Here is a 26,419-nt window from a genome sequence, read left to right as displayed (position 1 = left end):
CCATATATATGAAAAGGGCAAAGGAGCGTTCCCGCAACTGGGCGTGAGCGTGAGCTTGCGCCCCGCCACATAAACGCGCGTTTCTCGTTTTATCCAATGGTATTTCGCTTATACAGTGGGAGGGGCCCTTGCTAATATGCGAGCAGGTTATCCGTATACGGGGAATTTTCCCCCTTACCCTCGGGGGAGTTTTTCCTTATATGTGGATATTTCTATTTATATGCGGGGAATCTATCCTATATGGGGGAGCTTCTCCTTATACGCAAGGAGCTTTCCCCTCACCCGATAGCATTTCTCCTTATATGCGGGGAACCTCTGCTTATACGCGGGGAGCTTCTCCTTATACGCAAGGTGCTTTCCTCTCACCCTACGGCATTTCTCCTTATATGCGGGGAATCTTCCTATATGGGGAGCTTCTCCTTATACGCAAGGAGCTTTCCTCACCCCACAGCATTTCTCCTTATATGCGGGCATTCTCCCTTATTTATACAACTGGATTAAATGCCACTCCATTACATCTCGTAAAAATTCGGGGAGATAATATATTTTCATTTGAGCATGCTGGATTTGCGGGAAAAATTTACCGAAAGTAAATGTATCAATTGTGGCAATTTTATAGGTCTCTTCAAGATTGAGAGGCTTGCCGCCAATTTGGAGGATATTGTTTTGAAAATCTGCTTCAATATGATGATAAACAAATTTTCCCATCATGACACCTCTGAACCCCAATCCTTTAAATGTAAGTTGAGGCAACTGGGTCTCCTCAGCTTGATACAGGACTTCTCGTAATGCTCCACCGTCCAGCTCCACTAGGCAAGGATTGATCGGATGCGGCAGCATTTGGTGTATATCATATTTAGTGACCTGACCCTCGTCCAGCGGGGCAAGGAACAGCCCTGAATTGACCAGTGCACCATCCGCACCACACCAGTGATAGAGGGCTTCGGCGAGCATCGCCGGAAGCTCTGAATTTTTATCCCAAGAATATGTAAGCGGATTCGGAAGGGAAACAACTTCCGTGGATAGCAACTTTTTGCCAATTTCTCTCCATTCGTGCATTTGCTCGGTTTCATCTGGAGGAGCAGCCAAGTAGGCCGTTTCAAATAGGGTAGCATTGAATGTCTTGGCAGATACATCTTCAATCTCCCATTCCGCCGCCACGTAACCGACATATTCACCATACCTTCCTGCAGCTCCCAATAAAGCTGCACCTGCCGGTTCTCCATTTGGCAAAACGTGATGCGTATGTCCTCCCAAGATGAGATCAACTCCGGGTTCATTTTCCGCTATCCAGCGATCAGCCTGCAGACCCAAGTGAGATAGCACAATAATGACATCCGCTTCTTTCCGAAGTAGTTCAATTTGCTTGGAGAGTTCATGAAGAGGTTCAGTAAGCTCCCAATCCAAAAGCTTATATAATCGGTGATAATAGGCGGTTACGCCCGTCACCCCGATTTTCGTCCCTCTGGAAGTCATATAAATTTGACGCGGAAGGGCCCAAGCCGGCCTTTTTCCTTCCGGCAAAAAAAGGTTGGCCAACACTATATCAAATTGTGCGTCACTATACAGCTCATTCAATGAACGATGATCCAATGTCATCCCCTCATTGTTACCGATCGTAACAGCTGTATAACCGGCTTCATTTATCAATGTGACGTTCCCTTTTCCCTTAGTCCCTTCTGTAAAAGGGTGCCATCTATCAACAAAATCGCCGCAATCAAAAATGAAAACATCTTCACCGTCTGCTTCGTGAGCCTCTCTTCTTTCTACTAAAAAATGATTGATCCGCGGCCAATTTTCCAAGTGACTGTGAATGTCGTTCGTATGATAAATATGGACTTTTTCCTTCACTGATCCACTTCCCATCCATCAAAACAAATCAAGTTGCCTTGTTGCAAGTCCTTTATATTGTATGCCCAGCAAATGAATCAATTCTTTCGCATTGCCGGCGGCATCCCCGCCGGAATTATTATTGAAGAGGACAAAGACATCCTTCGTTTCCGTTTGCAGATTTAAAATGTTTTCTTTCCATTGTTCCAACTCCGCTTGATGATAGCGGTATAAATAGCGAGTCGCCCTCCAATTTTTACCACCTGGCTTCATCCATGCGGCCGTATTCCGCCCATGCATGCGGATAAGCGCTTTTTCCTCATGGGTGGCCGCAAGCACGATCGGAACAGAGCCTTCCCCCACTTGCGGTTCATCACACACAACATGGATCCACCCTTCGGTTTTTAAAAACTGAAGTGTCTTTTCCTGTAAATGAGGAGAGAACCAAGTTCGATTTCTAAATTCCACGGCAACCGGAAACCTTTCCATCCGTTTCCGACACATCCGTAAATAATCAACATTCTCTTTCGTACAATCGAACCATGGTGGGAACTGGAACAATACCATCGCCAATTTCCCACTTTCAGCGAACGCCTCAATGGACTCAACATAAGCGTTAAACATTTCTTCTCTCGAAGAAAACGGCATTTCCCCGCGCTCATGCCCTGTCATCCCTTGGTAGGCTTTCACAACAAACCGAAAATCGTCGGGTGTATCTTTGACCCATCGTTCCACGTTGCGGGCCGGCTGAACAGCATAAAAGAAGGAGTCAACCTCAACGGCCGGAAAATGGGCACTATACTCTTTTAATTTATCACGCGAAGCGATTCCTTTCGGATAAATATCGTGGTCTCCCCAACCAGTTACTCCTACATAAATCATATACTCACCAACATTTCGTTTTCATAACCATTATAGCAAAGGCAATCATGAACACGAAGCATATTACCTGTTATTCCCCATTCAGATGATCAAGGCAATGATCTGGCGTCAAAAATCGCTTGACAGGTGTTTTACGCTTTCATGACAATCACAAAATCGTATTTTCTGGCTCGGCCGACAGAATTTCCTGAATACGATTGTTTTCATCCATAATCGCAACTTTGGGCTTATGGGCAGCGATATTTTCTTCCGGAACAAGAATGTAGGAAATGATAATAACGATATCCCCCACTTGTACAAGGCGAGCTGCAGCCCCGTTTAAACAGATGATACCACTGCCTCTTTCTCCCGGAATGATATATGTTTCCAAGCGGGCACCGTTGTTATTGTTGACAATTTGAACTTTTTCGTTTTCGACCATTCCTACTTCATCTAATATATCCGCGTCAATTGTAATACTTCCCACATAATGCAAATTGGCCTCAGTTACACGTGCGCGGTGAATTTTCCCATTCATCATCGTTCTAAACATACTCATTCCTCCTGCTTGAACATTCAATTATCAATCAAAAAAATCTTGTCAAAAAGGCAGAAGGTTCCTATGATACTTTTAATTTTTCACCCTCTGTCCCTGTCCGAAAATGGATCCGGGCAGACATACATATCATAACAGCTTAGCAAAGGTGCGGTTCAAACCATGATACCGCCCATTTAAATGATATCAACAACAGAATTTCTAAAGCTATGAAAATCCACACGGCATACATTCTGCAAACAATATATAAAAACCACAAAAAAATCATGTCAGATTGAGAATTTTTCCAAATACGATAACCACTAAGGCCATATTTTTATAGTAAAAAGGAAGATTCAATATATACATGAAAGCCATTATGGACCGTATATGTTATTGACAAACAGAGTCCCAAACGAACAAACTTTGATGGATCAAAAATGGGAATGTAGAAGACATTTTCTTTCAGCTTCTCAAAAACCCTTCACTTATTCCGGTTGAAAAAATTGGCATGCCACTGTTCTCGATCTTCAAAAGTCTTTGGCAATCGGACTTGGTTTCATTTCTTCCTTTTCTCAAGTTTAGTCTAAAGGCTTCAATCGTGCCTCTATCTCTTCACGACGATGCTCCAAAAATGGAGGCAGTGCCAAGCTTTCACCTAAATGTTCCAATTCCTCATCAATATCAAAACCGGGCCCGTCTGTCGCCAGTTCAATCGTAATCCCGTTTGGATCTTTTAAATAAACAGAGCGAAAGTAAAAGCGATCAACAAAACCGGAATGAGCAATATTATGTTCATTTAGCTTATCAATCCATGCATGGAATTCTTCTTCATTATCTACACGTAATGCAATATGATGAACACTCCCGCGTCCCGGGCGCTCCTCGGTTACATCTAACCTGTGCTCTAAGTGAATCTCAGCACCTGTTCCTCCTTCTCCCGTTTCGTATACTACAATATCCGGCTGCCCTTTAACAGAAGATGCATATTGCCCTTTCTTCCGGAATCCCAAAACATTAGTAAACAAGTCTACAGTCCCCTCTATATTGGCAATGGTTAATTGTGAAGGACCAAGTCCCACAATACCGAACTCTTTGGGAATCGGAGATTTACCCCAGGGAGTACCACCTTTTACTCCTTTGTTATTTTCATCCGACACCAGAATAAGCCTTTGCCCTTCAAAATCATTGAAAGCCAACGTTAATCTACCTGCTCGCTCTTTTATTTCTTCATGAGGCACACTCATTCTTTTAAAGCGTTCTTGCCAATAAGAAAGAGCTTTATCATTCGGTACTCGAAGGGATGTTGCAGAAATGCTGTTATTCCCTTGATATGTTTTTCCGGCCCGTGGAATTTCAAAAAAAGTTAAATCTGTTCCTGGACTGCCTGTTTCATCAGCATAAAACAAATGGTACATAGATGGGGTATCCTGATTCACTGTTTTTTTTACTAAGCGCAAACCCAGAATATTTGTATAAAAGTCTTTATTCGCCCTTGCATTTGCTGTAATAGCGGAAACATGATGGATTCCTTTTAATTCCACTGTAACTCCTCCTTGGTTTGATTTTTCGGCAATAAAATGGTGTCTTTTTCCATTTACTTCTTGAACGAGGACTACTCGACCTTTGCAACAACCGTGCACTATGTCATATTAAAGCTGTTCACTTAATCCAATTGGTACAAGAACGTCAAATTTATACAGCAAGTACTCTCCAAATCTTGATTAAAAACCGAAACCAAAAATCTATTGTTCTTTAAAAAACCATTCCCTAGTTTGACTAATTTTTATCAGTTTAACACTAAAAGGTCAACTTTTAAAAATGGATCCAGTCACTGACCATCCATTGGCATTTAAATTTTTCCACTTAAAAACCCTGTTTTTTTACTAAAGCAAGTGTAACGGAACCAATATAAAAGAACACAATATTTCATCAGTTTGAAGCGGAACGATTAAGCTGCTAAAACAAGCAAACAAACTCGAAAAGTCATAACGCATGATGACACTATCTAAGAGACCGGCCAACATTAACTCGTGCCACTAGAGGACATAACTGGGGGAGCGTAATGAAAGTGCTTATCAGCTGCTGTTTTCCATTTCGAACGCGTTTATCCCACTAGGTAAGTCTTCCTTGCTATCAGTAAAAGTCGCTAAATATTGAAATAAACACTTCGATGATGCTTTTTTCTTAATAATACAACGATCGTTATCAGCCACATACTACGATATTCTTTGATTTTACGGACACAAGTACAGCGAACAAACTGATTAATAAGACATATCATGTTTGGGATTGCAGTCAGTATAAACAATAAAAGGCTCGGCTTTAGCGATTAGATGTTGCAACCCATAGCCAATCCATTTCAACTCGGCGGCCATAACATTTTGATAACTGTAGTTCAGCATAGTGACACCCACCTCTAGAACTTCTTTTAAAGACTCAAAATTGTCTCCACCAATGCGTATTTTGAGGCACAGCAGGCTATAAATAGCTGTTTTATCCACCTTATCTAACATAATATTGTTTTTTAGCTTGTATTCTTTTTTCCTGCCGTCAAATTCAACGAAATTCTTTAAATGTGGCTTCAAATCCAAAAAGCTCCTTTTTTCTGAACAATAACGTTGAAATTCCTGCAATAATTCAATATCCATATTCCATTCCCCCATTTATTATTTTATCCCATCGCCAGTTTCCAACATTACTTTGACAAAGCATAACTCATAGATTCTTTTTGATCCCTTATCGCATTTTTCCTGTCGATTATCGTTTTGACCTCTCATTTATTTCTATTGCAATAAATCCATTACCAAATTATTTCTTTAAAAATAACACATACCTCACTTTATTGCAAATGTTTTTTTATAATGTAATTTTATTGCTTTAGTTATAATTCTGTTATATAATACGATTGAGGTGATGAAGGTGAGTAAAAATGAGTTAGGGAGATTTATAAAAGAAATCCGATTATCTCAAAATATATCTAAATCTGAGATGGCCAGATATTCAGGAGTGAGTCAGCCTTACATGAGCCAAATCGAAACAGGAAAAAGAATTCCGACACCTGACATCTTAGAAAAAATCGCTAACAATCTCACTAAAAACCTACATTATAAAGTGAGCTTTGCGGACCTGCTGGAAAAATCAGGATACTCAAAGTTAGCCAAAGGCCAGCGATTATTAGAATCAGTTGCGCTAGAATTTGCAAAACCAATGCCCGACAAGCTCCAGCTAGGTACTGGTAACGTACGCAACGCAAATGTTGTTGCAGAGCATGAAAAAAGTTACATGCCTGAAAGTTTTATAAGAGACATAAAAAAATGGAACACTTGGATCAAAGCTGAAAATGAAGAAACATATTCCCTTGCGGATGGCCAAAAAATAAAAATACAGCTAGATGAAAATAATTTATACAATTTAAAGCGTATACTGAACCAGAATGATAAACCTGTTAGTTGGAATGAACCGCGCGAGGAAAGTTTTGTGTTGCCGCAAAACTTAAAAAGGCTGCTATATACAGTCATTGAAGCCAATATAGAAATTTACAAAGAGATCATAAAAGACGCAGAGCTGACTGAAAAGAAAGAAACATAAAACAGATCCTGATATTTTTGTGATACTGCCGAAACTTTACACTCGTAAAAACGGAAGCGAATAAACAAAGACCAGCATTAAATGACCATGCCGTACCGAATTCTCATAAATGATGGCCCTCATAATAAAAAACCCCTATTCAAGAGGTTATTGATTGATACATTACTCGGAAATCTTTCAATGAGGTCAATGGATAAGTAAAGCTTATAATACTTTCTGTACATCAGCTTCGATTTTCGCCGGATCTGTTGTGGGGGCATAGCGTTCAACCACAATGCCGTTGCGGTCTACAAGGAATTTTGTGAAGTTCCACTTGATGTTCTTCATTAAGAACCCCTTTTTCTGTTCCTTTAGAAAAATAAACAGAGGATCAGCATGAGCTCCATTTACATCGACTTTTGCGAAAATCGGAAAAGACACTCCATAGTTAGTTTGACAAAATTCAATCGTTTCTTCAATATGAGCAAATTCCTGATTTTGAAATTGATCACAAGGAAAGCCGAGGATTTCCAAACCATTGTCTTTGTACTTTTCATACAGTTCCTGCAATCCTTTGAACTGTGGTGTTAATCCACACTTGCTTGCTGTGTTCACAATAATGAGCGGCTTGCCTTCGTAATCTTTCAGAGATTTCAAATCACCATTTGTCTTTCTTACTTCAAAGTCATAAACAGTTGTCATGATGATTCCCCCCTCATCATCCATCTATCGCGATGAAATGTAATGCACACAATACAACTTTTTTCTGAAACTGCCCATGATGTCTATATGGCCACAAGAGCATACATTGATTACACTATAACATTGATACAATAGCAGATGAACATTTTCTTCTTTAAATCTTGTACGAGACTCCAAAGAGTGATCTCAAGATATCATTGAATAAAGACCTGCCATCTTGCACATGGTTGTTGTTTTACCACGCCCGTATCGGATCAAGAACTCATATATTTTCACTTCTTGAAATTCAAATGAAACCTTTATAATAACCCCACTATTCATAATATTCCATGAATAACACCGAACTGACTGCTATGTCGTTTTTTATACTATCCTTCTTAATCATGTTTCCCTCTTTGGATGGCTGTCACAATAGTCACGAATAATAACGCTGCGATTCCACTAAATAACAAAAGAAAACTAATCGGAATTAAGAAAAAAGGTTCTTTTAATGTTCCATCTGCTTCAACCTCTGCTCCTATGACCTCATAACTAATCAAACAAATAACACCCGCTACAATTGGTAATAAAGCTAATAAAAATCTTTTTTTCATGTTAACTCTCCTTCATTCATTTAATGTATCTTCTTGATATTTAAAAATATGGCCTGGCTGGCAACAAACGCCAAAACAGCAAACCTAAAAAAGGCAACGCTCATGCTTATCATCTTTAACCACTTTGCTAATTCTTTGTTTCAAATACCATTCCCCTCTCTTGTTACTATTGCATTCTAATACAAACCTGATCAATTTTCAATATTTTTTTATCGTAATTCAATATATTTTTACCCTTTTACATTATAGGTATGAAGTGAAGGACTAAATCTTAGCAACGAAAATTGGTAATAATAAATCATTAGGTTCACTTGACTTCTCGCACAATTTGACTATATTGTACTTATACAGATTATACAGTTAGCACACTTTAAATAGAGGTGTTGTAATGGAAATTTTCATTCGCAAAAACAGCGATTTACCTATATATGAACAAGTGACGACCCAAATCAAAGCACTTATTTCAAAAGGAAAACTATCGCCAGGTGAAGCGATTCCCTCAATGCGGGCGCTTGCTAAAAAGCTCGGTATTAGCGTCATCACCGTTCAACGTGCTTATGATGAACTTGCTAAAGAAGGTTTTATTGAGACGATTCCAGCAAAGGGATCATTTATCTCAGAAAACTGTTTGGCATTTTTTGAAGAAGAAATGACAAAAAAGCTTGAAATGCATTTACAATCAGCGGTGCAAATCGCACACGATTTCGATATACCCATCACAACTTTGCATGAACTCATTGATTTTTTTAACGAGGAGGAAGACTAATGGCAAATGCAATTGATGTTAATCGTTTATGTAAAAAACTTGATACATTCACACTTAACGATATTAGCTTTACCGTGCCTCAAGGAGCAATTGTCGGTTTGGTTGGTGAGAATGGCGCTGATAAAACAACTACCATAAAATTATTGATGGACGTTATGAAAAAAGACAGTGGTGATGTAACATTTTTTTCCGATCAAAAAAAAGTAAACAGTACCGACTTAAAAGAAGATATTGCCATCGTCTATGATGACATAAATTTTTATGACAAATTAAACGCTGTCAAAATTGATAAAATTATAATGAATAAAGATGATTTATTGTATGGTTACGGGATTGCGCGTTGTTCCAAACAACAATTTGAGTTGATCCCAAAAGGACTAATATTTGCTTATCTGCAACATGAAGCAATTTATCATGTCATTATTAACGACGCACATGGATTTAAAGAAGCGTATCCCGAAATTGTCGTCGACAAAGTCGCACTCGATGAACTATTAGCGATCTATATTAGAAGGGAGAAAAACACCGCATGAAAGGTTTAATTATAAAAGACTTATTAACCGTCATAAACAATGGAAAAGGTTTGCTGCTTATGATGACCATTTTAGCCGTTGCCATTGTACCGACACAAGATCTAGCTTCATTCGTGATTGCTGGCATTGCCATCTGTAGCATGATGAGTATTACTTCATTTTCAATAGACCATCAAAGTGAGTGGGAAAAATTCGCACTCACATTTCCGATAAAAAGACAGGACATTGCAAAAAATAAATTTATTACGCTAGTTGTCTTTGTCTTGATTGGCGTTATCCTGTCCACTATTATTGGCGGCCTCATAGCACTTATTATTGGAAAAATACCAACATTCTGAATTTACCTCCTTTATCGCTTTAGGCGTATTATTATCACTTATTTTCGGAACAAACTCCATAGTCATGCTCTTTAAATTCGGTGCCGAAAAAACACGTATGTACTTATTCGTAAGCTATGCTGTTCCTGGTGCCATCATCGCCTTTATCTTTTCAAAACTATCAGAGATGGGCATCGTACTCACACAACAAACCATTTTAAAGCTGTTTGCCTTCTCACCTATATTCGTCATCATTTGGATGCTCATCGGCTACATGCTTTCTGCTCGTATTATGATGAAGAAAGAATATTAAAAAAGGATAAAGAGCTATTATATATATCCTATGTCACTTGATTTTGTTTCTAAATCGTACATGTTTCGCGAAAAATAAATGGGTACAAAAAACCCGCCACAAGCGTTGTTGTGACGGGTTTTATCATCTATTAACCAATCGAACCTTCCATTTCAAATTTGATGAGACGGTTCATTTCCACCGCGTATTCCATTGGCAGTTCTTTTGTAAAGGGCTCGATGAAGCCCATAACGATCATTTCGACTGCTTCTTGTTCGCTGATTCCGCGGCTCATCAAATAGAAGAGCTGTTCTTCCGAAACTTTGGACACTTTCGCTTCGTGTTCAAGCGAGATATTGTCGTTTAATATCTCGTTATACGGGATTGTATCGGAAGTGGATTTGTCATCTAAAATCATCGTATCACATTCGATATTGGATCGCGCGCCATCTGCTTTACGTCCAAAATGAACGATTCCGCGGTATGTGACTTTACCGCCGTGCTGTGACATTGATTTGGATACGATTGATGATGTCGTGTTAGGCGCCAGGTGGATCATTTTAGCGCCTGAGTCCTGATGCTGGCCTTTTCCGGCCAACGCAATAGATAATGTCAGGCCTCTTGCACCTTCTCCTTTTAAAAAGACGGCAGGATATTTCATCGTAACCTTGGAGCCGAAGTTGCCATCGATCCATTCCATCGTCGCACGCTCATGGCAGACTGCCCGTTTTGTAACAAGATTATAAACGTTGTTCGCCCAGTTTTGAATGGTCGTATATCGGCAGTACCCGTCTTTTTTGACGATGATTTCAACGACTGCGCTGTGCAATGAATTCGTCGTATAAACAGGCGCCGTACACCCTTCCACATAGTGGACGGACGCGCCTTCATCCACGATAATCAACGTCCGTTCAAACTGTCCCATATTTTCGGAGTTGATCCGGAAATAGGCTTGTAGCGGCGTATCGACTTTTACGCCAGGCGGCACGTATATAAACGATCCTCCGGACCAGACTGCCGAGTTCAAAGCAGAAAACTTGTTGTCGGTTGGCGGAATAACTGTCGCCCAGTGCTCACGGAAAATATCTTCATTTTCTTTCAGAGCTGAGTCCGTATCTTTAAAGACGATCCCCATTTTTTCGAGATCTTCTTTCATATTGTGATAAACAACCTCAGACTCGTATTGCGCCGAAACACCGGCCAAATATTTTTGTTCAGCCTCCGGGATGCCCAACTTGTCAAATGTTTGCTTAATTTCCTCTGGCACTTCGTCCCAGGAACGCTCTGTATGCTCAGACGGTTTCACGTAATATCTAATTTCATCAAAGTTTAGGGCGTTTAAATCGCCGCCCCATTGCGGCATTGGCATTTTGTAAAAGTGTTCAAGTGATTTCAACCGGAAATCGAGCATCCATTGAGGCTCTTCTTTCATTTTTGATATTTCTTCAACGATCTCCCGCGTCAAACCGCGCTCGGTACGGAAAACGGAAACGTCTCGATCCCTGAAACCATACTTGTAATCACCAATTTCGGGTATTTGCTTCGCCATTGTACATTCCTCCCTCTTTTATTGGTGCTGCTTTAATCCTTTTTCCATCGCTTTCCATGCGAGCGTGGCGCATTTAATACGCGCTGGAAATTTGGATACTCCTTGTAAGGCTTCGATATCGCCAAGATCAAGATCTTCTTCTTCGTCGTCAAGATCATTCCCTTGAATCATTTCAGAGAAGATATGCGCAAGTTTCAAAGCCGAATCCGTATCTTGGCCAATGATTGCCTGTGTCATCATGGAAGCCGATGCCATGGAAATGGAGCAGCCTTCCCCTTCAAATTTGGCATCAGCCACTTTTCCGTTATCCAGCTTCATCGTTAGATGGATTCGGTCTCCGCATGTCGGGTTGTTCATGTCCACCGTCAGGCTTCCGTCTTGTAAACTCCCTCTGTTCCGCGGATTTTTGTAATGGTCCATGATCACTTGCCTGTACAGATTATCAAGGTTGTTAAAAGACATTCGTGAAATACTCCTTTGTTTTGACAAGGCCTTCAACGAGTCTGTCAATGTCTTGTTCGTTGTTGTATATATAAAAGCTTGCCCTGGCTGTCGCAGAAACATCCAGCCATTTCATAAGCGGTTGTGCACAATGATGACCTGCCCTGACGGCAATCCCTTCCGAATCAAGCACTGTAGCTACATCATGGGGATGGACTTCTTCCAGATTGAATGTGACAACGCCTGCCCGCTTTTCCGGTTCAACAGGTCCATAAATGGTTAAACCGTCAAGTTGGGACATCTTCTCCATCGCATAAGCCGCAAGTTTATGCTCATGCTCCAGGATGGCTTCCTGTCCAATCTCATTTAAAAAGTCGATCGCGACACCAAGACCAATTGCGCCGGCAATAATCGGCGTTCCGGCTTCAAATTTCCATGGAAGTTCCTTCCACGTTGATTCGTACAGCCCGACAAAGTCAATCATTTCACCGCCAAACTCGATCGGTTCCATGTTTTCAAGATGTTCTTTTTTTCCATATAAAATGCCAATCCCTGTCGGCGCGCCCATTTTATGGCCGGAAAACGCATAAAAGTCGACATCCAGATCTTTTACATCAACCTTAATATGCGGCGCACCCTGGGCGCCATCCACGACCATGACCGCGCCATTTCGGTGGGCAATGGCAGCCAATTCTTTAATCGGGTTGATAACACCCAACACATTCGATACGTGTGTAACGGAAACAATTTTCGTTTTCTCGCTGATCGTATTGGCCGCATCGTCCAGATTGATCGTGCCGTCTTCTTGAAGAGGTATATATTTCAGAGTTGCCCCTTTTTCCTTGGCGATCTGCTGCCAAGGAATAATGTTGCTGTGATGTTCCATATAGGTGATGACGATTTCATCGCCTTCCTCTACATTGGCACGTCCGTAGCTGGCGGCAACTATGTTGAGCGCCGTTGTCGTCCCTCTTGTAAAAATCACTTCTTCGGCAGAGGAAGCATTGAGAAAGTTCCTTGCCTTTTCGCGGGCGCCTTCATATTTGTCTGTTGCCTTCGTCCCCAGCGTGTGCACACCACGGTGAACATTCGAATTATAGCCTTTATAATATTCATCCAGAGCTGCAATGACTTGGATCGGCTTTTGAGAGGTCGCAGCACTATCCAAGTACACAAGCGGATGTCCATTCACTTCCTGGTCCAATATGGGAAACTGTTTGCGAACCTCACTCCAGTTCATTATTGCACTTTCCTTTCAATAATCTCGACCAATTGGCGTTTCACTGCTTCGATCGGCAGCTTTTCTACAACAGGAGCGAGGAACCCATGAATAATGAGACGCTCAGCATCCGCTTTGGAAATCCCGCGGCTCATCATATAAAAGAGCTGTAATGGATCTACACGGCCTACTGATGCCGCATGTCCCGCAATAACGTCATCTTCATCAATGAGCAAAATCGGGTTGGCGTCCCCTCTTGCCCTTTCACTTAACATTAAGACACGAGATTCCTGATTAGCGTTTGCCTTTGATGCGCCCTTTTCAATTTTCCCAATTCCGTTAAAGATGGACGAAGCAGAATCTTTCATCACACCATGGCTTAAAATAAAACCTTCCGTATGTCTGCCAAAATGCACAATGCTTGTCGTAAAGTTTTGCGTTTGGCTGCCTCTTCCAACCACAACCGTCTTCGCATCCCCGCTTGAACCTTCGCCAATTAAGTTTGTTGTATTTTCTGCAATCGTGTTGCCGTCATTCATTAATCCAAGCGCCCAATCAAGCTGTGCGTCCCGTCCGGTAATTCCCCGGCGGTTGATATATACAGTGGAGCCTTTTGCCAACGTATCGACCGCCCCATAAACCACTTTGGCGTTTTGATTGGCAATCACCTCGGAAACAATATTGACGATTCCGTTTACTTCATCGTTCGTGGACAAATAATTTTCCACATATGTGACCGAACTGTTGTCATCCGCCACGATGAGGACATGGTTAAACATGGCGGCGTCTTTATCATCAAAAATATAAACAGCCTGAACAGGATCTTTTATTTGAACATTCTTCGGCACATATAAAAATGCTCCACCATTGACAAGCGCTGCATGAAACGCCGTCAATTTATGTTCATCCACTTTTACTGCATCCGTCATAAAATATTTTTTCACCAGATCGGAATGCTCCGCAATGGCTGTGAATATATCAGTAAAAATGACACCCTGCTCTTTCAATTGTTCGGATACATTTATATATGCAACCTGCTGATTAAACTGGACATATAAATTCTGATCTTTTTCTTCTATATTAATGACAGATTGAGCCGCTTCAGGCAAATCGGAAAGAGAAGCAAATGTCTGGCCTTCGGCCTCATGTTTCGGGAATTCGGTGAAATTCCAATTCGTAATCCTTGTTTTGTCCGGCTTTGGCATCGGAAGTTCATCCATTTTGCCAAATGCGTCCAATCTAAACTGTGTAAACCATTCAGGTTCGTTATGCTTGCTTGAAAAAGAGCGAATGTATTGTTGATCGATCGTCATTTTCGTATCAGTTGTCATTTCAATCCCCCTACCGCTTATGCTTCCTGGCCAACTGTTTCATCTTCAATGCCAAGTTCTGCCTTGATCCAGTCATACCCTTCCGCTTCCAAACGCTGTGCCAGTTCAGGACCGCCGGATTTTACGATCCTTCCTTGCATCATTACGTGGACATAGTCGGGGGCGATGTAGTTAAGAAGCCGTTGGTAGTGAGTAATGATCAAGCACCCAAAGTCGTCGCTTCTCATCTCGTTGATTCCTTGCGAAACTACTTTCAATGCATCTATATCAAGGCCAGAGTCAATTTCATCCAAAATGGCAATCTTCGGTTTTAACATTAACAACTGCAATATTTCGTTGCGCTTTTTCTCCCCGCCGGAGAATCCTTCATTCAAATAGCGCTGAGCCATGTTGGGGTCCATCTCAAGAAGTTCCATTTTCTTATCCATGTCACGGATAAATTTCATTAAGGAAATTTCTTTTCCTTCTTCTCTGCGAGCATTTATCGCTGTGCGTAAAAATTCGGCATTTGTCACTCCGCTGATTTCACTCGGATACTGCATGGCCGCAAACAAACCAGCCCGCGCACGCTCATCCACTTCCATTTCCAGGACATCTTCGCCATCCAGCGTAATGCTTCCACTCGTTACTTCGTATCTGGGATGACCCATGATTGCAGCGGACAATGTCGATTTACCGGTTCCATTTGGTCCCATTACAGCATGAAATTCTCCGCCATTTATTTCCAGGTTTACGCCCTTTAAGATCTCTTTTCCGTCAATGGATACATTAAGATCTTTAATTGTTAACGTTGAAGCCATCATCATTACCTCCGGATATAGAAAAGTATTTGAAGCTTGAATTGTTTTTTGTCTAATTCCTAGTCTCCATATTATCGCATTTTAAAATTATTATCAACTAGACAGCGTAAAAGTATCGGTTTTTCAAATTTTATTTGAGAATTTTCTCATTAAAAACAGGCCTTTGTTAATACAAAGGCCTGGTTGTCATTGTCCATGCGTCATGTTTCCGGATATCGTTAATATTACCTGTCGGGATTCTACATATTCCGCTTCCCGCTTTTTTTCCACTTCCATTCTGGCGGCATGATCATGCCTGTATGTTTCATACCCAATGCCGTGTGCTCCATGTAGAGCTTTTTCCATTACATTCGTGTATTGAATGTCTAGGGAGTTAATAAAAAACCAATCCTTTCATTTATCATTGTTTACAATGATATGTTTTGCCTCTTTTGGAGGCAATTAAACTTTTTGGCTGGGATTTTATTTTAACTGTATTCCTTTAAGATTTCAAGCAAGTATGGAATTGAGCGAAAAGCGTATATTTTTTTGGAGACGCAACCGCGGTTTAACAACAGTAGGCACGGAACACTTTCAATCTTGAAAAGTTCCGCAATATCCGGAAGATAATTCAAGTCGGCTTGATAAATGATCTTGCCTGTCATGTCCTCAATGACATCAAGCATGCGGCCTGCCACTTGGCAGGTTCCGCATAATGGCGTATAAAAGTAAATGATTGCACTTTCTTTTTTTTCGATGGCTTCATGGATGTCTTGTTTTGTCCATTCTTTCATAAGCTGTACATCGTCCTTCTTTAAAGATAATCGGCATAAACATCGATATGTGCCCTAATTAAAATATTAGCGAGGATCTCAGATGGGGTAGTGGCCACTTCCCTGAACTTTCGGTCAATGTATAAATGCCGCGCCTGGGGAAACTCCCGCTTCAACTGTTTACGCAAACTTTCACCGGAGCCATCCGCGTCAACGAGTATGTATACATCCTTTCCCTCAAGTTCTTCTGACAGCTCATCCAGTCTGGACAGCCCGATTGTACCATTTGTACAAATGATCTCCACAGATTCCTTAATGAGTTTCATGATTTTCTTCTTATCTGACAATCCTTCAACAATAATCACTTTCTCCATCGAAACATTCACGTTGCTAACCTCGCTTTCACGAAAAACCATAGTTGCCAAAAGTCGCGGCTGTCTTAGCGCCATAGAAGGAGGCAAGAAAAACGCAAGCGCCTTGCTTTTTGACGCATAGACCAGAGGCAAACCGATTTTGGGCGTCCCGCAGAAAGCTGCCAATGTTGCTGCCTCACGGGAAACACCTTCGATAAAGCTCGAGCAGCTATTTCTTCCTGAATAAAGCAGTACTGTAGAAGTTCAACATGAAGCCTGCCCATCAAGTAACTGGCTTCTTGCCAGACTTGCTCATTTCTTCCATGAGATGATAGCGGCGCAAAAGTTCTTGTTTAAAGGCGAGGCAACACTAAGGTGTCCTGCATATATCATCATTCAAAGACCGATATCTTCGAAGCTTGAGCTTGCACTGTTTCCTTATAAGATCATATGCTGAAAAGCCTTATTTGCGCCCTGGACATTCACCAGCACTGGGGCGCCCTGAACCGCAACTGGCTCGGGCGGTGACTTACTGTCGAGTCGAACGAACTGGGGGCCTTATCCGGCAACTGGATCAGGCGACGAATTACTGCCGGTTCGCTCGCACTGGGAAGTCCTGAACCGCATCTGGATCAGGCGGCAACTTACTGTCAAGTCGAACGCACTGGGAAGTCCTGTACGGCGAAGTCGGGCAAAGCGAGATTATTTCAGATGTTCATGTTCGAACGCATTATAAAACAGGTATTTTTCCGACCTTTTAAAAAACACCTTGGCACTCGTCCAAGGCGCTTTGTATTTATCCTTCGCTTGTCATTTTTTCGTAATCTTCAGCAGACATTAAATTTTCTAACTCGTTGCGGTCAGACAGTTCCACAACGATCATCCAGGCTTTTTCATAAGGAGATTCGTTTACAAATTCCGGATTGTCTTCCAGTTCTTCGTTTACCTCAACAACCTTGCCGCTGACCGGAGCATATAATTCAGATACTGTTTTCACGGATTCAACGCTTCCGAAAGGCTCGTCCGCTGTAATGTCGTCACCCACTTCAGGAAGTTCAACGAAAACAATGTCCCCAAGTTCGGATTGGGCAAAATCGGTAATCCCGATTCTCACCTTCTCCCCTTCTTCTTTTACCCATTCATGCTCTTCAGAATATCTTAGCTCAGCTGGTGTATTCATCCAAATCCCTCCATCTTCACTTTACTGATTTAAATGTACAAAAAGAAAACGTGTAAAGCAAGAAAACATGCTTATTTCAGCCATGTTTCTTCATATTCTTCTTCCTTGAATCCAACAGTGACTTTGCTTCCATCCGTTACAATCGGGCGCTTGATCAACATTCCATCTGACGCTAATAGGTCAAAGAGCTCTTCGTCGGAAGCGCTTTTTACTTTGTCTTTTAATCCGAGCTCACGATACTTTTTTCCGCTCGTGTTAAAAAACTTTTTTACATTCAAGCCGCTTTTTTCATGCAGGCTTTTCAACTCCTCCTTTGACGGAGGACTGTCAACGATGTGTATTTCCTCGAACTCAAGTTGATTTTCTTCCATCCATTTTTTCGCCTTTCGGCAAGTTCCGCATTTTGGATAGGAATACATCGTAAGTGGCATTGAATCACCTTCCTTTTCTTCATGCATACGACAAATAGATTCGCCAATTTTTTCAAAAAACCTTTTTTTAAAAAAATAAAATATACCATAAATATAAAACAAACCATCGTGCGCAGGCAAATGACTGCTTCACGATGGCTTGAAAAAATGGTTACACGATAAAACGTTCCGCCGCGATCAATTCATCGGCCGCTTCGCGTTTTTTGGCGATTACATTAATCGGGTTGTGACGGATCAGCTTGCGGAGAGCAGAGTTCATCATGCGGAACGAATCCCCTTGCTCAAGAGCGGCCAGGCACTCTCTTGCCAAGTGTTCCACCTTAACGATGTAATCCTGGCAAAAGATTTCCGTATACAAATGCTTCTGCTTATTTTTTTCGAGACCATCACGGTCAATCGCTTTTTCCGTCCGAAGTACAGACGATTCCATTGCATAGGCAAAAGAAACGATATCTGCAAGCTTCGCCAATATTTCCTGTTCTTTTTCCAATTGCTGACCATATTTCTGTACGCCAAGGCCGGCGATCATTAAAGCCGCCTTTTTAGCACCCCTTACCAAATGTTTTTCTTTGGCAAGTGGCTCATCACCCGGCTCATCCGGCATGAGCATCATTAGTTCTTCTTGCAGACTCTGAGCTTTGGCAAGAAGCGGCAGTTCCCCTTTAAATGCCTTTCTTATATAAGTGCCAGGCACCAGCAGGCGGTTAATTTCATTTGTTCCCTCAAAGATGCGGTTTATTCTCGAATCCCGATAAGCTCTTTCAATCTCGTATTCCTGCATGTAACCATAGCCGCCGTGAATTTGCACACCTTCGTCGACAACATGATCGAGAACTTCAGTTGCGAACACTTTATTCAGTGAGCATTCTATGGCATACTCAGCGATCGACTTCGCCACTTCCGCTCCGTCGTTGATCTCTTCTTCCGTCAACCTGCTCATCCGCTCTTCAAACAGGCCAACTGTACGGTAGACTGAGCTTTCACAAGCATAAATTTCCGCTCCAAGCGTTCCGAATTTTTCCTTCGTCAAATTAAACTGGGAAATCGGCGTCTTAAATTGCTTGCGTTCATTCGCATATTTCAGCGTCATTTCCAATGCCAGTTTTGATGCGCCAACTGCGCCGACACCAAGCTTGTAACGGCCTATATTTAAAATATTGAACGCAATTTTATGGCCTTTGCCGATTTCACCAAGAACATTTTCGACAGGAACGTGGGCGTCATCCAAAATAAGTGTCCTAGTGGAGGAACTTTTGATGCCCATTTTCTTTTCTTCGGCCCCCGTTGAGACACCAGGAAATTGGCGCTCAACGATAAATGCTGTAAAATGCTCGCCATCCACTTTGGCATACACGATAAACACATCGGCAAATGCCGCGTTTGTGATCCATTGTTTTTCACCATTCAAAACATAGTGAGTCCCGGCGTCATTCAGTTTGGCCGTTGTTTTGGCTCCCAGCGCGTCTGATCCCGAGCCTGGTTCTGTCAGGGCGTAAGCCGCCAACAGCTCGCCCGTGGCTAAAGCGGGCAAGTATTTTCGCTTTTGCTCCTCATTTCCAAACAATACGATCGGCAAGGAACCGATGCCAACATGCGCCCCGTGAGAAATCGAAAAGCCGCCTGCTTTTGACATTTTTTCCGCAATGAGTGCAGAACTGATTTTATCAAGCGCCAGTCCGCCATATTCTTCCGGTACGTCCGCTCCGAGCAAGCCAAGATCTCCTGCTTGTTTTAATAATTTGACTGAGCGGTCAAACTCGTGGTTTTCAAGATGCTCCATGTTTGGCATGACTTCATTCGTGACATAGTCATCCGTCGTTTTCGCAATCATTTTTTGTTCTTCCGTATATTCCTCTGGTGTGAACACTTGATCCGGAGAAATATCTTCTATTAAAAATGCCCCGCCTTTTACCAAATCTTTTGTTTCTTTTTCCATAATAGTAACCTCCCTTTTTAGGATAGTAATTCAAATACTCCCGCGGCGCCCATTCCTCCGCCAATACACATCGTCACAACGCCAAATTCAACATTTCTTCTTTTCATTTCATGGGCAAGGCTCAAAGTGAGTTTTGTGCCCGTACATCCCAACGGATGCCCAAGCGCAATGGCACCGCCGTTGACATTTACGATTTCTTCATTAATCCCTAACTCCCTTACCACCTGAATTGCCTGTGACGCAAATGCTTCATTCAATTCAAACAAACCAATGTCGGATAATTCCAAGCCTGCCAATTCGAGTGCTTTCGGTATGGCTTTTACAGGCCCTACTCCCATAATTTGCGGTGGAACACCCGCCACAGCAAAAGAACGGAATTTTACCAAGGGGGTAAGTCCAAGGGAGTCGGCCTTTGTACGCTCCATGACCATAACAGCTGCCGCCCCATCGCTTGTTTGCGATGAGTTGCCCGCTGTCACCGAGCCGTTGACTGAAAATGCCGGCCGCAGTTTTCCGAGTGCCTCCATGTTGGTATCAGGACGCACACCCTCATCCTTTGTAAACTGGACTTGTTTTTCCTTGAGTTTAAAATCGGGACCAACAGTTCTAACTGCCACATCAACCGGAACGATCTCCTCATCGAATTTCCCTTCAGAAATGGCCTTCGCTGCTTTTTGATGGCTTCTGACGGCAAATGCATCCTGGTCTTCCCGGGTTACGCCAAATTGTTTGGCAACCTCCTCCGCCGTATGGCCCATGCTCATATAGTATTCTGGAGCTGATTCGACAAGCTTGGCATTTAGACGGACAATATGCCCCGTCATCGGTACGAGGCTCATCGACTCCGCGCCGCCGGCAATGATCGTATCGGATGCCCCAAGCATGATTCTTTCCGCCGCATAAGCGATTGACTGCAAGCCTGATGAGCAAAACCGATTGATCGTAATGGCCGGAACATCGTCCGGCAAGCCCGCCAGTCCACTAATGTTTCTGGCCATGTTCAATCCTTGCTCCGCTTCCGGAATCGCACACCCAAAAATGACATCATCAATATTTCCGTCATAATTGCCCGCACGCTTTAGCGTTTCTTTGACCACGAGCGCCCCTAGATCATCCGGACGCACATGGGCAAGTGTCCCCTTTTTCGCTTTTCCCACCGGTGTCCTCGCACCGGCTACGATGACCGCTTCACGCATGATGTTCCTCCTCGCTTTCTATCAATCTATCTATAATTAGTTTCTTAACGGTTTTCCCTTAACGAGCATATGCTGCATGCGCTGTTGTGATTTCGGGTTTGCCACGAGACTGATGAATGCCTCTCTTTCCAGGTCAAGCAAATATTGCTCATCCACTTCAGTTCCATAAGGCACTTTTCCCCCAGCAATGACGTATGCCAGCTTTTTCGCTATTTTCATATCATGCTCCGTTAAATACCCTGAAAGACGCATCGCTTCCGCGCCAAGCAACAGTGTCGCATAGCCTGTTTCGCCCGTAACCGGAACCTTCTCTCGAACAGGCGGCTTGTATCCTTTTTCGTGGAGGTCAAGAACGACCTGTTTCGCATCATGGATCAAATGATCGCCATTGACGGAGATCCCGTCGTCCTTACTTAAAAAGAAGTTTTCTGCTGCTTCTTCTGCGGATGTCGATACTTTCGCCATAGCGATCGTTTCAAACACTTTGTTTGCCACTTTCTGCAAATCGAACTCTATGCCTTCCGGAAAATGTTTTAACGTTCTTATATACAGCTCTTTATTTCCGCCTCCGCCCGGAATCAGGCCAACACCTGTTTCAACAAGACCCATATATGTTTCCAAAGATGCCTGTATACGCGCAGCTGGCAGGCATACTTCCGTGCCTCCGCCCAGCGTCATCCCAAATGGGGCTGCCACAACGGGCTTCTCACTGTATTTAATGTTCATCATCGCCTGCTGGAATTGGCGGATAACGAGATCCACTTCAAAAATATCGTCATCCTGGGCAGCCATCAATATCATCGCTAAGTTGGCGCCGACACAGAAATTTTTTCCTTGATTGCCAATGACAAGTCCTTTAAAGTTCTTCTCCGTTTCTTCGATGGCATGATTGATCATTTGAATAATATCGAAGCCGATCGCGTTATTGGGAGAGTGGAATTCCAGCAAGGCTACTCCATCTCCGATATCTATGAAACTCGCGCCAGTGTTCTTCTTGAGCACTTTTCCTTGTTTTTTCAATTGCCGCAAATCTATGACCTTCGGATTCTGTGTTTCTTCCTTATACTCGCCGCCCATGTAAAATTGCCGTCCTGATTCCGTTTCTTTGTAAAAACGGGACTCTCCGCGGGCGATCATTTGCTTCACCCACTCAGGCACTTTGATATCGTCTTCTTCCATTTTTTGGACGGATTGTTCGACTCCAATGGCGTCCCATATTTCAAACGGCCCAAGCTCCCAGCCAAATCCCCATTTCATGGCCCGGTCAATGGACACAATGTCATCGGCGATTTCACCTAGCAATTCAGCTGAGATGGACAAAACGGGGGCAGTGATGTTCCAAAGCAGTTTCCCTGCTCGATCATCCGAATAAATAAGCGCTTTCAACTTTTTCTTCGTTCCCTTGGCCTGTTTTGCCATTTCCAAAGCAGGGGTTTTTAGCTTTTTTCGCTCTCCATAATCCAATGTTTCCGGATTTAGTTCAAGGATCTCTTTTCCTTTTTTCAAATAAAATCCTTGTCCCGATTTACTTCCCAGCCAGCCGTTTTCAAGCATTTTCATCATGAAACCGGGGACTTTAAATACTTCTTTCTCTTCCCCGTCAACTTGTTCATATACATTATTGGCGACGTGGACAAAAGTATCTAGCCCGACAACATCAAGGGTGCGGAATGTGGCGCTTTTCGGCCTTCCGATGAGCGGTCCGGTTATCGAATCCACTTCCCCGATGCTGTAGCCTCCCTTTAACATTTCCCTGACCGTTACGAGCAACCCGTACGTCCCGATTCGATTGGCAATAAAGTTAGGTGTATCCTTCGCTATGACAACTCCTTTGCCAAGGACATCCTCACTGAATGTTTTCATAAACGCCAATGCTTCCGGATCTGTTTTCTCTGTCGGAATGATTTCCAGCAGCTTTAAATAGCGCGGCGGGTTAAAAAAATGCGTTCCCATGAAATGTTTTTGAAAATCCTCCGATCTCCCTGCGGCCATTGCTTCAACGGAGATGCCCGAAGTGTTGGAGCTGACAAGTGTTCCCGGCTTTCTGTATCGGTCCACCTGTTCAAACACTTGCTTTTTAACGGAAAGATTTTCGACAACGACTTCAATAATCCAGTCTACTTCAGCGAGCTTTTCCAAATCATCCACCAAGTTTCCGGCGGTGATAAGCTTGATGTTCTTTTTACTGGAAAGCGGAGCCGGTTTTTGTTTGAACAGCTTTTTTAAAGATTGTTCCGCGTTTCGGTTCCGTACTGCTTTGTCTTCCAGTGTCAGGCCTTTTTCCCTTTCTTCTGCAGTCAGTTCTTTCGGGACGATGTCCAACAAGATAGTTGGAATGCCCACGTTGGCAAGATGCGCGGCAATGCCGGATCCCATAACACCCGAGCCAAGGACTGCCGCTTTTCGAATGCGAAATGACAATGCAATTCCTCCTCTGCAACTTTTTGAATGAATGCTCATTCATTTTCCTTTTAAAAAAAATGCCTTTAGAAAATGAAGTATGGTTATTTATTAATATATCGAAATTTTCTATGTGAAGCAATCAATTCTATAAAATTTTTTATTTTTCATCTTTTAGAGACTCTTTCCAGCCATTTTTGCCTTTTAAAAAATGGCTTCTCCTCAACATTATGTATAAAAACAATTTTTTCCACAAAGACTAATCCCGACATCATTGAGGAGGGAAATAAATGCATAATGAACAAATGAATCCGCAGCAAGCACAAAATCAGCAGCCGATGATGGAGCAGCCGCCCCATGTTATTACAACGAAAGATTTGGCGTATATCAATGATATGTTGGCGTGGAACTTGCTGGCGATGAAAAAAGCCCATTTCTTTGCACAGCAGTGCCAGGATAGGGACATAAAATCTGAACTGGACCAGTGCGGGCAAATGCATCAACGCCACTACGAATTACTTATGACCCATTTACAAGAAAAACAACAGAACAACCAATTCATGTAAGATGAAGGGAGAAATCATTTTGCAAACAAACCACAACAACCAGACAGGCCGTAAAATCCAGAACCCGGCCACACAAGTGCCGAAAACGCCGCAAATGAATGAAAGAGACTTTACGAATGACATGCTTTCCACGGAAAAATACTTGACAAGAAGTTATGCGGTCGCTCTGCACGAAGCGAGCCATCAACATTTATACGACGATTTGTTGACTATTTTTAATGAAACCCAGCATGCACAAAGAAGACTGTTTGAACTCATGTTCAAAAAGGGCTGGTATGCAATGGATGCTGAAAACGAGCAAAAAATCCAGCAATCATACCAGCAGCACACTGGCTATACGAATCAATTCCCCTATAGCGGCAACATCCAATAAAATTTCAAAATAAAAAAGCGGACCTTTTGGTCTGCTTTTTTATTTTGAACAGCGTGGGTGCGCATTTTAGATCTCCCAATCCAGGTAAAGTTGGAAAACAAGAACTATGGAACATCTCACCGACTTTGAATGTAATAGCGCCGGCTGATGGAACGAAACTTGCTTTCTAAAACTTTTCAGGCCCATCGACAATCTTCATCGGCCGCATCATATCATAATCCTCATGTTCTAATATATGGCAATGCCACACATAGTCGCCGGTAAATTCCTTAAATTCCATGATAATGCTGGTGACCATACCGGGTGCGGCATTCACCGTGTCTTTCCATCCCCGTTCATACGGCTCCGGCTCCACCTCAGGTCCCGTATACACGATCGATCCGTCCTCTTGAAAACGTTCAAGATCAAACGGCCGCCGATGTAAAATTTTAAAGAAGACAAGATGGATATGCATAGGGTGCGGAAAATCTGTGAGATTGATAAACTTCCAAACTTCTGTACTGCCGCGAACCGGCTTCTCAGTCACCGGGTCATCCCACGTCCGATTATCAAGCAAGAAAACTGGTCGATTGTATTTGTCCGTACTGGCACTTAATGTAAGCAGCCTTATTTTATCAGCTGCCTCTTCTACTGGAAATTGTGTGGGCCTCATATGTTCGGGAACCTGGCTCGTATCTTTTTTAGAAAGTGGCAAAGTGACATCGAAGCGCATGATCACTCCCATATCTCCTTCAACATTTGTATTTTGCAGGATCATTTTTTTACCTTGAAACTTTGAAAAATCAACAATGATCTCTGCCCGCTCAGCCGGCTCCAGCAAAAACGTCTGAAGTTTAACCGGCTTTTCCAGCAATCCTCCATCCGTCGCGATCTGGTAAAACTCCCGTCCGTCCCCCAGCCTCAATGTGTACCCAATCGTATTGGATGCATTTAAAAATCGCAAGCGGTATTTCCTTGGCTCAACCTTCAGACGAGGCCACAGCTTTCCGTTCACTGTAATCGTATTGCCGACAAAAAAGGGAAGAACGGATGGATTCACTGATGCCGGAGGATTTGAATTTTCAGGGTAAAACAGGGAGCCATCCGCATGAAAAGCTTTATCTTGAATCATCAGCGGTATATCGTATTTTCCGTCCGGAAGATTCAGCTGTTTCTCAAAGGGGTCACGAATGAAATAAAAACCGGCAAGCCCCGCATACACATTCAATCTTGTAATACCGATTGCATGGTCATGATACCACAAGGTGGCTCCCGGTTGGGAATTGGGATACTCGTATATTTTTCGTTTGAAAGCAGGGCCTGTTTGCGCAAAATCTCTGGAAAACCAGGCTTCGGGATTTCCATCGCTGTCCGGGGACACATGTGCTCCATGAAGATGGACAACGGTTCGTACTTCGGGATTACCCTCTACACCATGGAGCGTCCGATCCACCGGCAAAAGGTGTTTATCAGGAAGATTATTTCTCCATTTTATATGCACTGGTTTATGTGAATCCGCCTGAATGGTCGGTCCGGCATACTGCCCGTTAAAGCCCCATACCGTTGTGGGCGGAAAAAATGTATGAAAGCGATGTTTAGTTTGCAACATTGTGATTTCGTAATAATCCTTCCCCTCTCTATGATTGGGTTTGGCCGTTACAGGAATGGGCAGATCATCAATGAACTTTGGGATTGTCTCGGGTTTCGAAGGGTCAACAGCAGCCGCTGGTTTATCATGTGTTTTCATTTAAAAGGCACCTCCACTGTTTTTAATGCCATGTTATGCAACACAGCCTTGTTTGGAGCAAGTGCCTGCTTATTCTGGAAATGCTCAGAAAATGGCGAGCGCCCGTTTAGCGAGGTACAAACGGGAGCGTTCCCTCATGAAAATAAGCAAAATTTCTAGCAGCGGGG

The 26,419-nt window shown here is 42.7% G+C and carries 27 protein-coding genes; 7 read left to right on the top strand and 20 right to left on the bottom strand.

What is annotated here, in order from left to right:
• Positions 1-480: 480 nt before the first annotated feature.
• The 5 genes from JOC94_RS04545 to JOC94_RS04525 all read right to left on the bottom strand — a co-directional run bounded on the left by JOC94_RS04545 (position 481) and on the right by JOC94_RS04525 (position 5,877).
• The gene (locus JOC94_RS04545; protein ID WP_077111123.1) at positions 481-1,851 is read right to left on the bottom strand and encodes a bifunctional metallophosphatase/5'-nucleotidase; all 1,371 of its coding nucleotides are present in this window, start codon (positions 1,849-1,851) and stop codon (positions 481-483) included.
• 18 nt (positions 1,852-1,869) lie between these two features.
• Positions 1,870-2,712, bottom strand: coding sequence for a DUF72 domain-containing protein (locus tag JOC94_RS04540; protein ID WP_077111122.1), 843 nt, complete (start codon positions 2,710-2,712; stop codon positions 1,870-1,872).
• A 148-nt stretch (positions 2,713-2,860) separates the two neighbouring features.
• Entirely contained in the window at positions 2,861-3,244 is a 384-nt protein-coding gene (gene panD, locus JOC94_RS04535) for an aspartate 1-decarboxylase (protein ID WP_077111121.1), read from the bottom strand.
• 563 nt (positions 3,245-3,807) lie between these two features.
• Entirely contained in the window at positions 3,808-4,770 is a 963-nt protein-coding gene (locus tag JOC94_RS04530) for a ring-cleaving dioxygenase (protein ID WP_077111120.1), read from the bottom strand.
• 723 nt (positions 4,771-5,493) lie between these two features.
• Positions 5,494-5,877, bottom strand: a complete 384-nt coding sequence (locus JOC94_RS04525; RefSeq protein WP_077111119.1) for a hypothetical protein — start codon at positions 5,875-5,877, stop codon at positions 5,494-5,496.
• A gap of 271 nt (positions 5,878-6,148) precedes the next feature.
• Here JOC94_RS04525 and JOC94_RS04520 point away from each other — a divergent pair, with 271 nt between their 5' ends.
• Complete coding sequence (locus tag JOC94_RS04520; RefSeq protein ID WP_077111118.1) at positions 6,149-6,817, top strand: helix-turn-helix transcriptional regulator; 669 nt, start codon at positions 6,149-6,151, stop codon at positions 6,815-6,817.
• A 204-nt stretch (positions 6,818-7,021) separates the two neighbouring features.
• On the opposite strand, the gene JOC94_RS04515 is transcribed toward JOC94_RS04520, so the two are convergent.
• A complete protein-coding gene (locus JOC94_RS04515; protein ID WP_077111117.1) occupies positions 7,022-7,498 on the bottom strand; it encodes a glutathione peroxidase in 477 nt (158 codons plus the stop codon).
• A gap of 377 nt (positions 7,499-7,875) precedes the next feature.
• Entirely contained in the window at positions 7,876-8,091 is a 216-nt protein-coding gene (locus tag JOC94_RS04510) for a DUF3955 domain-containing protein (protein ID WP_077111116.1), read from the bottom strand.
• Positions 8,092-8,479: 388 nt separating this feature from the next.
• Between JOC94_RS04510 and JOC94_RS04505 the strand changes: the two genes are divergently transcribed.
• The 4 genes from JOC94_RS04505 to JOC94_RS04490 are packed head-to-tail and all read left to right on the top strand — an operon-like array spanning position 8,480 to position 10,020.
• A complete protein-coding gene (locus JOC94_RS04505) occupies positions 8,480-8,857 on the top strand; it encodes a GntR family transcriptional regulator (protein ID WP_077111115.1) in 378 nt (125 codons plus the stop codon).
• On the top strand, positions 8,857-9,390 hold the full coding sequence (locus JOC94_RS04500; protein ID WP_077111114.1) for an ATP-binding cassette domain-containing protein: 534 nt from the start codon (positions 8,857-8,859) through the stop codon (positions 9,388-9,390). Before JOC94_RS04505 ends, JOC94_RS04500 begins: the two co-directional genes overlap by 1 nt.
• Entirely contained in the window at positions 9,387-9,728 is a 342-nt protein-coding gene (locus JOC94_RS04495; protein ID WP_077111113.1) for an ABC-2 transporter permease, read from the top strand. Before JOC94_RS04500 ends, JOC94_RS04495 begins: the two co-directional genes overlap by 4 nt.
• Positions 9,706-10,020 carry an ABC-2 transporter permease gene (locus JOC94_RS04490; protein ID WP_077111112.1) on the top strand — a complete coding sequence of 105 codons (315 nt, stop codon included), beginning with the start codon at positions 9,706-9,708 and terminating at the stop codon, positions 10,018-10,020. The genes JOC94_RS04495 and JOC94_RS04490 overlap by 23 nt, the downstream gene beginning before the upstream one ends.
• A gap of 130 nt (positions 10,021-10,150) precedes the next feature.
• Here the strand turns inward: JOC94_RS04490 and sufB are convergent, their stop codons facing one another.
• From sufB to JOC94_RS04430, 12 genes are all read right to left on the bottom strand, one after another.
• Positions 10,151-11,548 (bottom strand): Fe-S cluster assembly protein SufB, encoded by a 1,398-nt coding sequence (sufB, locus tag JOC94_RS04485; RefSeq protein ID WP_077111111.1) that lies wholly within the window; start codon positions 11,546-11,548, stop codon positions 10,151-10,153.
• Positions 11,549-11,566: 18 nt separating this feature from the next.
• Positions 11,567-12,010 (bottom strand): Fe-S cluster assembly sulfur transfer protein SufU, encoded by a 444-nt coding sequence (gene sufU / locus JOC94_RS04480; RefSeq protein ID WP_077111109.1) that lies wholly within the window; start codon positions 12,008-12,010, stop codon positions 11,567-11,569.
• A complete protein-coding gene (locus JOC94_RS04475; protein WP_077111108.1) occupies positions 12,000-13,229 on the bottom strand; it encodes a cysteine desulfurase in 1,230 nt (409 codons plus the stop codon). The genes sufU and JOC94_RS04475 overlap by 11 nt, the downstream gene beginning before the upstream one ends.
• Positions 13,229-14,539 carry a Fe-S cluster assembly protein SufD gene (gene sufD / locus JOC94_RS04470; RefSeq protein ID WP_077111106.1) on the bottom strand — a complete coding sequence of 437 codons (1,311 nt, stop codon included), beginning with the start codon at positions 14,537-14,539 and terminating at the stop codon, positions 13,229-13,231. Before sufD ends, JOC94_RS04475 begins: the two co-directional genes overlap by 1 nt.
• 17 nt (positions 14,540-14,556) lie before the next feature.
• A complete protein-coding gene (sufC, locus tag JOC94_RS04465) occupies positions 14,557-15,342 on the bottom strand; it encodes a Fe-S cluster assembly ATPase SufC (protein WP_077111104.1) in 786 nt (261 codons plus the stop codon).
• Positions 15,343-15,806: 464 nt separating this feature from the next.
• Entirely contained in the window at positions 15,807-16,112 is a 306-nt protein-coding gene (locus JOC94_RS04460; RefSeq protein ID WP_077111102.1) for a thioredoxin family protein, read from the bottom strand.
• Positions 16,113-16,132: 20 nt separating this feature from the next.
• A complete protein-coding gene (locus JOC94_RS04455) occupies positions 16,133-16,465 on the bottom strand; it encodes a toprim domain-containing protein (RefSeq protein ID WP_408021900.1) in 333 nt (110 codons plus the stop codon).
• Positions 16,466-17,240: 775 nt separating this feature from the next.
• Positions 17,241-17,624, bottom strand: a complete 384-nt coding sequence (gcvH, locus tag JOC94_RS04450; RefSeq protein WP_077111100.1) for a glycine cleavage system protein GcvH — start codon at positions 17,622-17,624, stop codon at positions 17,241-17,243.
• A gap of 71 nt (positions 17,625-17,695) precedes the next feature.
• Positions 17,696-18,055, bottom strand: a complete 360-nt coding sequence (locus tag JOC94_RS04445; RefSeq protein ID WP_077111163.1) for an arsenate reductase family protein — start codon at positions 18,053-18,055, stop codon at positions 17,696-17,698.
• Positions 18,056-18,206: 151 nt separating this feature from the next.
• Entirely contained in the window at positions 18,207-19,991 is a 1,785-nt protein-coding gene (locus JOC94_RS04440) for an acyl-CoA dehydrogenase family protein (protein WP_077111098.1), read from the bottom strand.
• Between the two features lie 17 nt (positions 19,992-20,008).
• A complete protein-coding gene (locus JOC94_RS04435; protein WP_077111096.1) occupies positions 20,009-21,187 on the bottom strand; it encodes an acetyl-CoA C-acetyltransferase in 1,179 nt (392 codons plus the stop codon).
• A 36-nt stretch (positions 21,188-21,223) separates the two neighbouring features.
• The gene (locus JOC94_RS04430; RefSeq protein ID WP_077111094.1) at positions 21,224-23,647 is read right to left on the bottom strand and encodes a 3-hydroxyacyl-CoA dehydrogenase/enoyl-CoA hydratase family protein; all 2,424 of its coding nucleotides are present in this window, start codon (positions 23,645-23,647) and stop codon (positions 21,224-21,226) included.
• Between the two features lie 230 nt (positions 23,648-23,877).
• Between JOC94_RS04430 and JOC94_RS04425 the strand changes: the two genes are divergently transcribed.
• Together JOC94_RS04425 and JOC94_RS04420 are read left to right on the top strand one after the other, a co-directional pair.
• Entirely contained in the window at positions 23,878-24,153 is a 276-nt protein-coding gene (locus tag JOC94_RS04425) for a hypothetical protein (RefSeq protein WP_077111092.1), read from the top strand.
• A gap of 94 nt (positions 24,154-24,247) precedes the next feature.
• On the top strand, positions 24,248-24,526 hold the full coding sequence (locus JOC94_RS04420; RefSeq protein WP_236016975.1) for a spore coat protein: 279 nt from the start codon (positions 24,248-24,250) through the stop codon (positions 24,524-24,526).
• A gap of 166 nt (positions 24,527-24,692) precedes the next feature.
• Here the strand turns inward: JOC94_RS04420 and JOC94_RS04415 are convergent, their stop codons facing one another.
• The gene (locus JOC94_RS04415; RefSeq protein ID WP_077111088.1) at positions 24,693-26,252 is read right to left on the bottom strand and encodes a multicopper oxidase family protein; all 1,560 of its coding nucleotides are present in this window, start codon (positions 26,250-26,252) and stop codon (positions 24,693-24,695) included.
• Positions 26,253-26,419: the final 167 nt, after the last annotated feature.

Source organism: Siminovitchia thermophila (genome assembly GCF_016909185.1).
Taxonomy (GTDB): Bacteria; Bacillota; Bacilli; order Bacillales; family Bacillaceae_C; genus Siminovitchia; species Siminovitchia thermophila.
The sequence above is the reverse complement of the archived record's forward strand: the minus strand, read 5'-3'. Positions and strand labels throughout refer to the sequence as shown.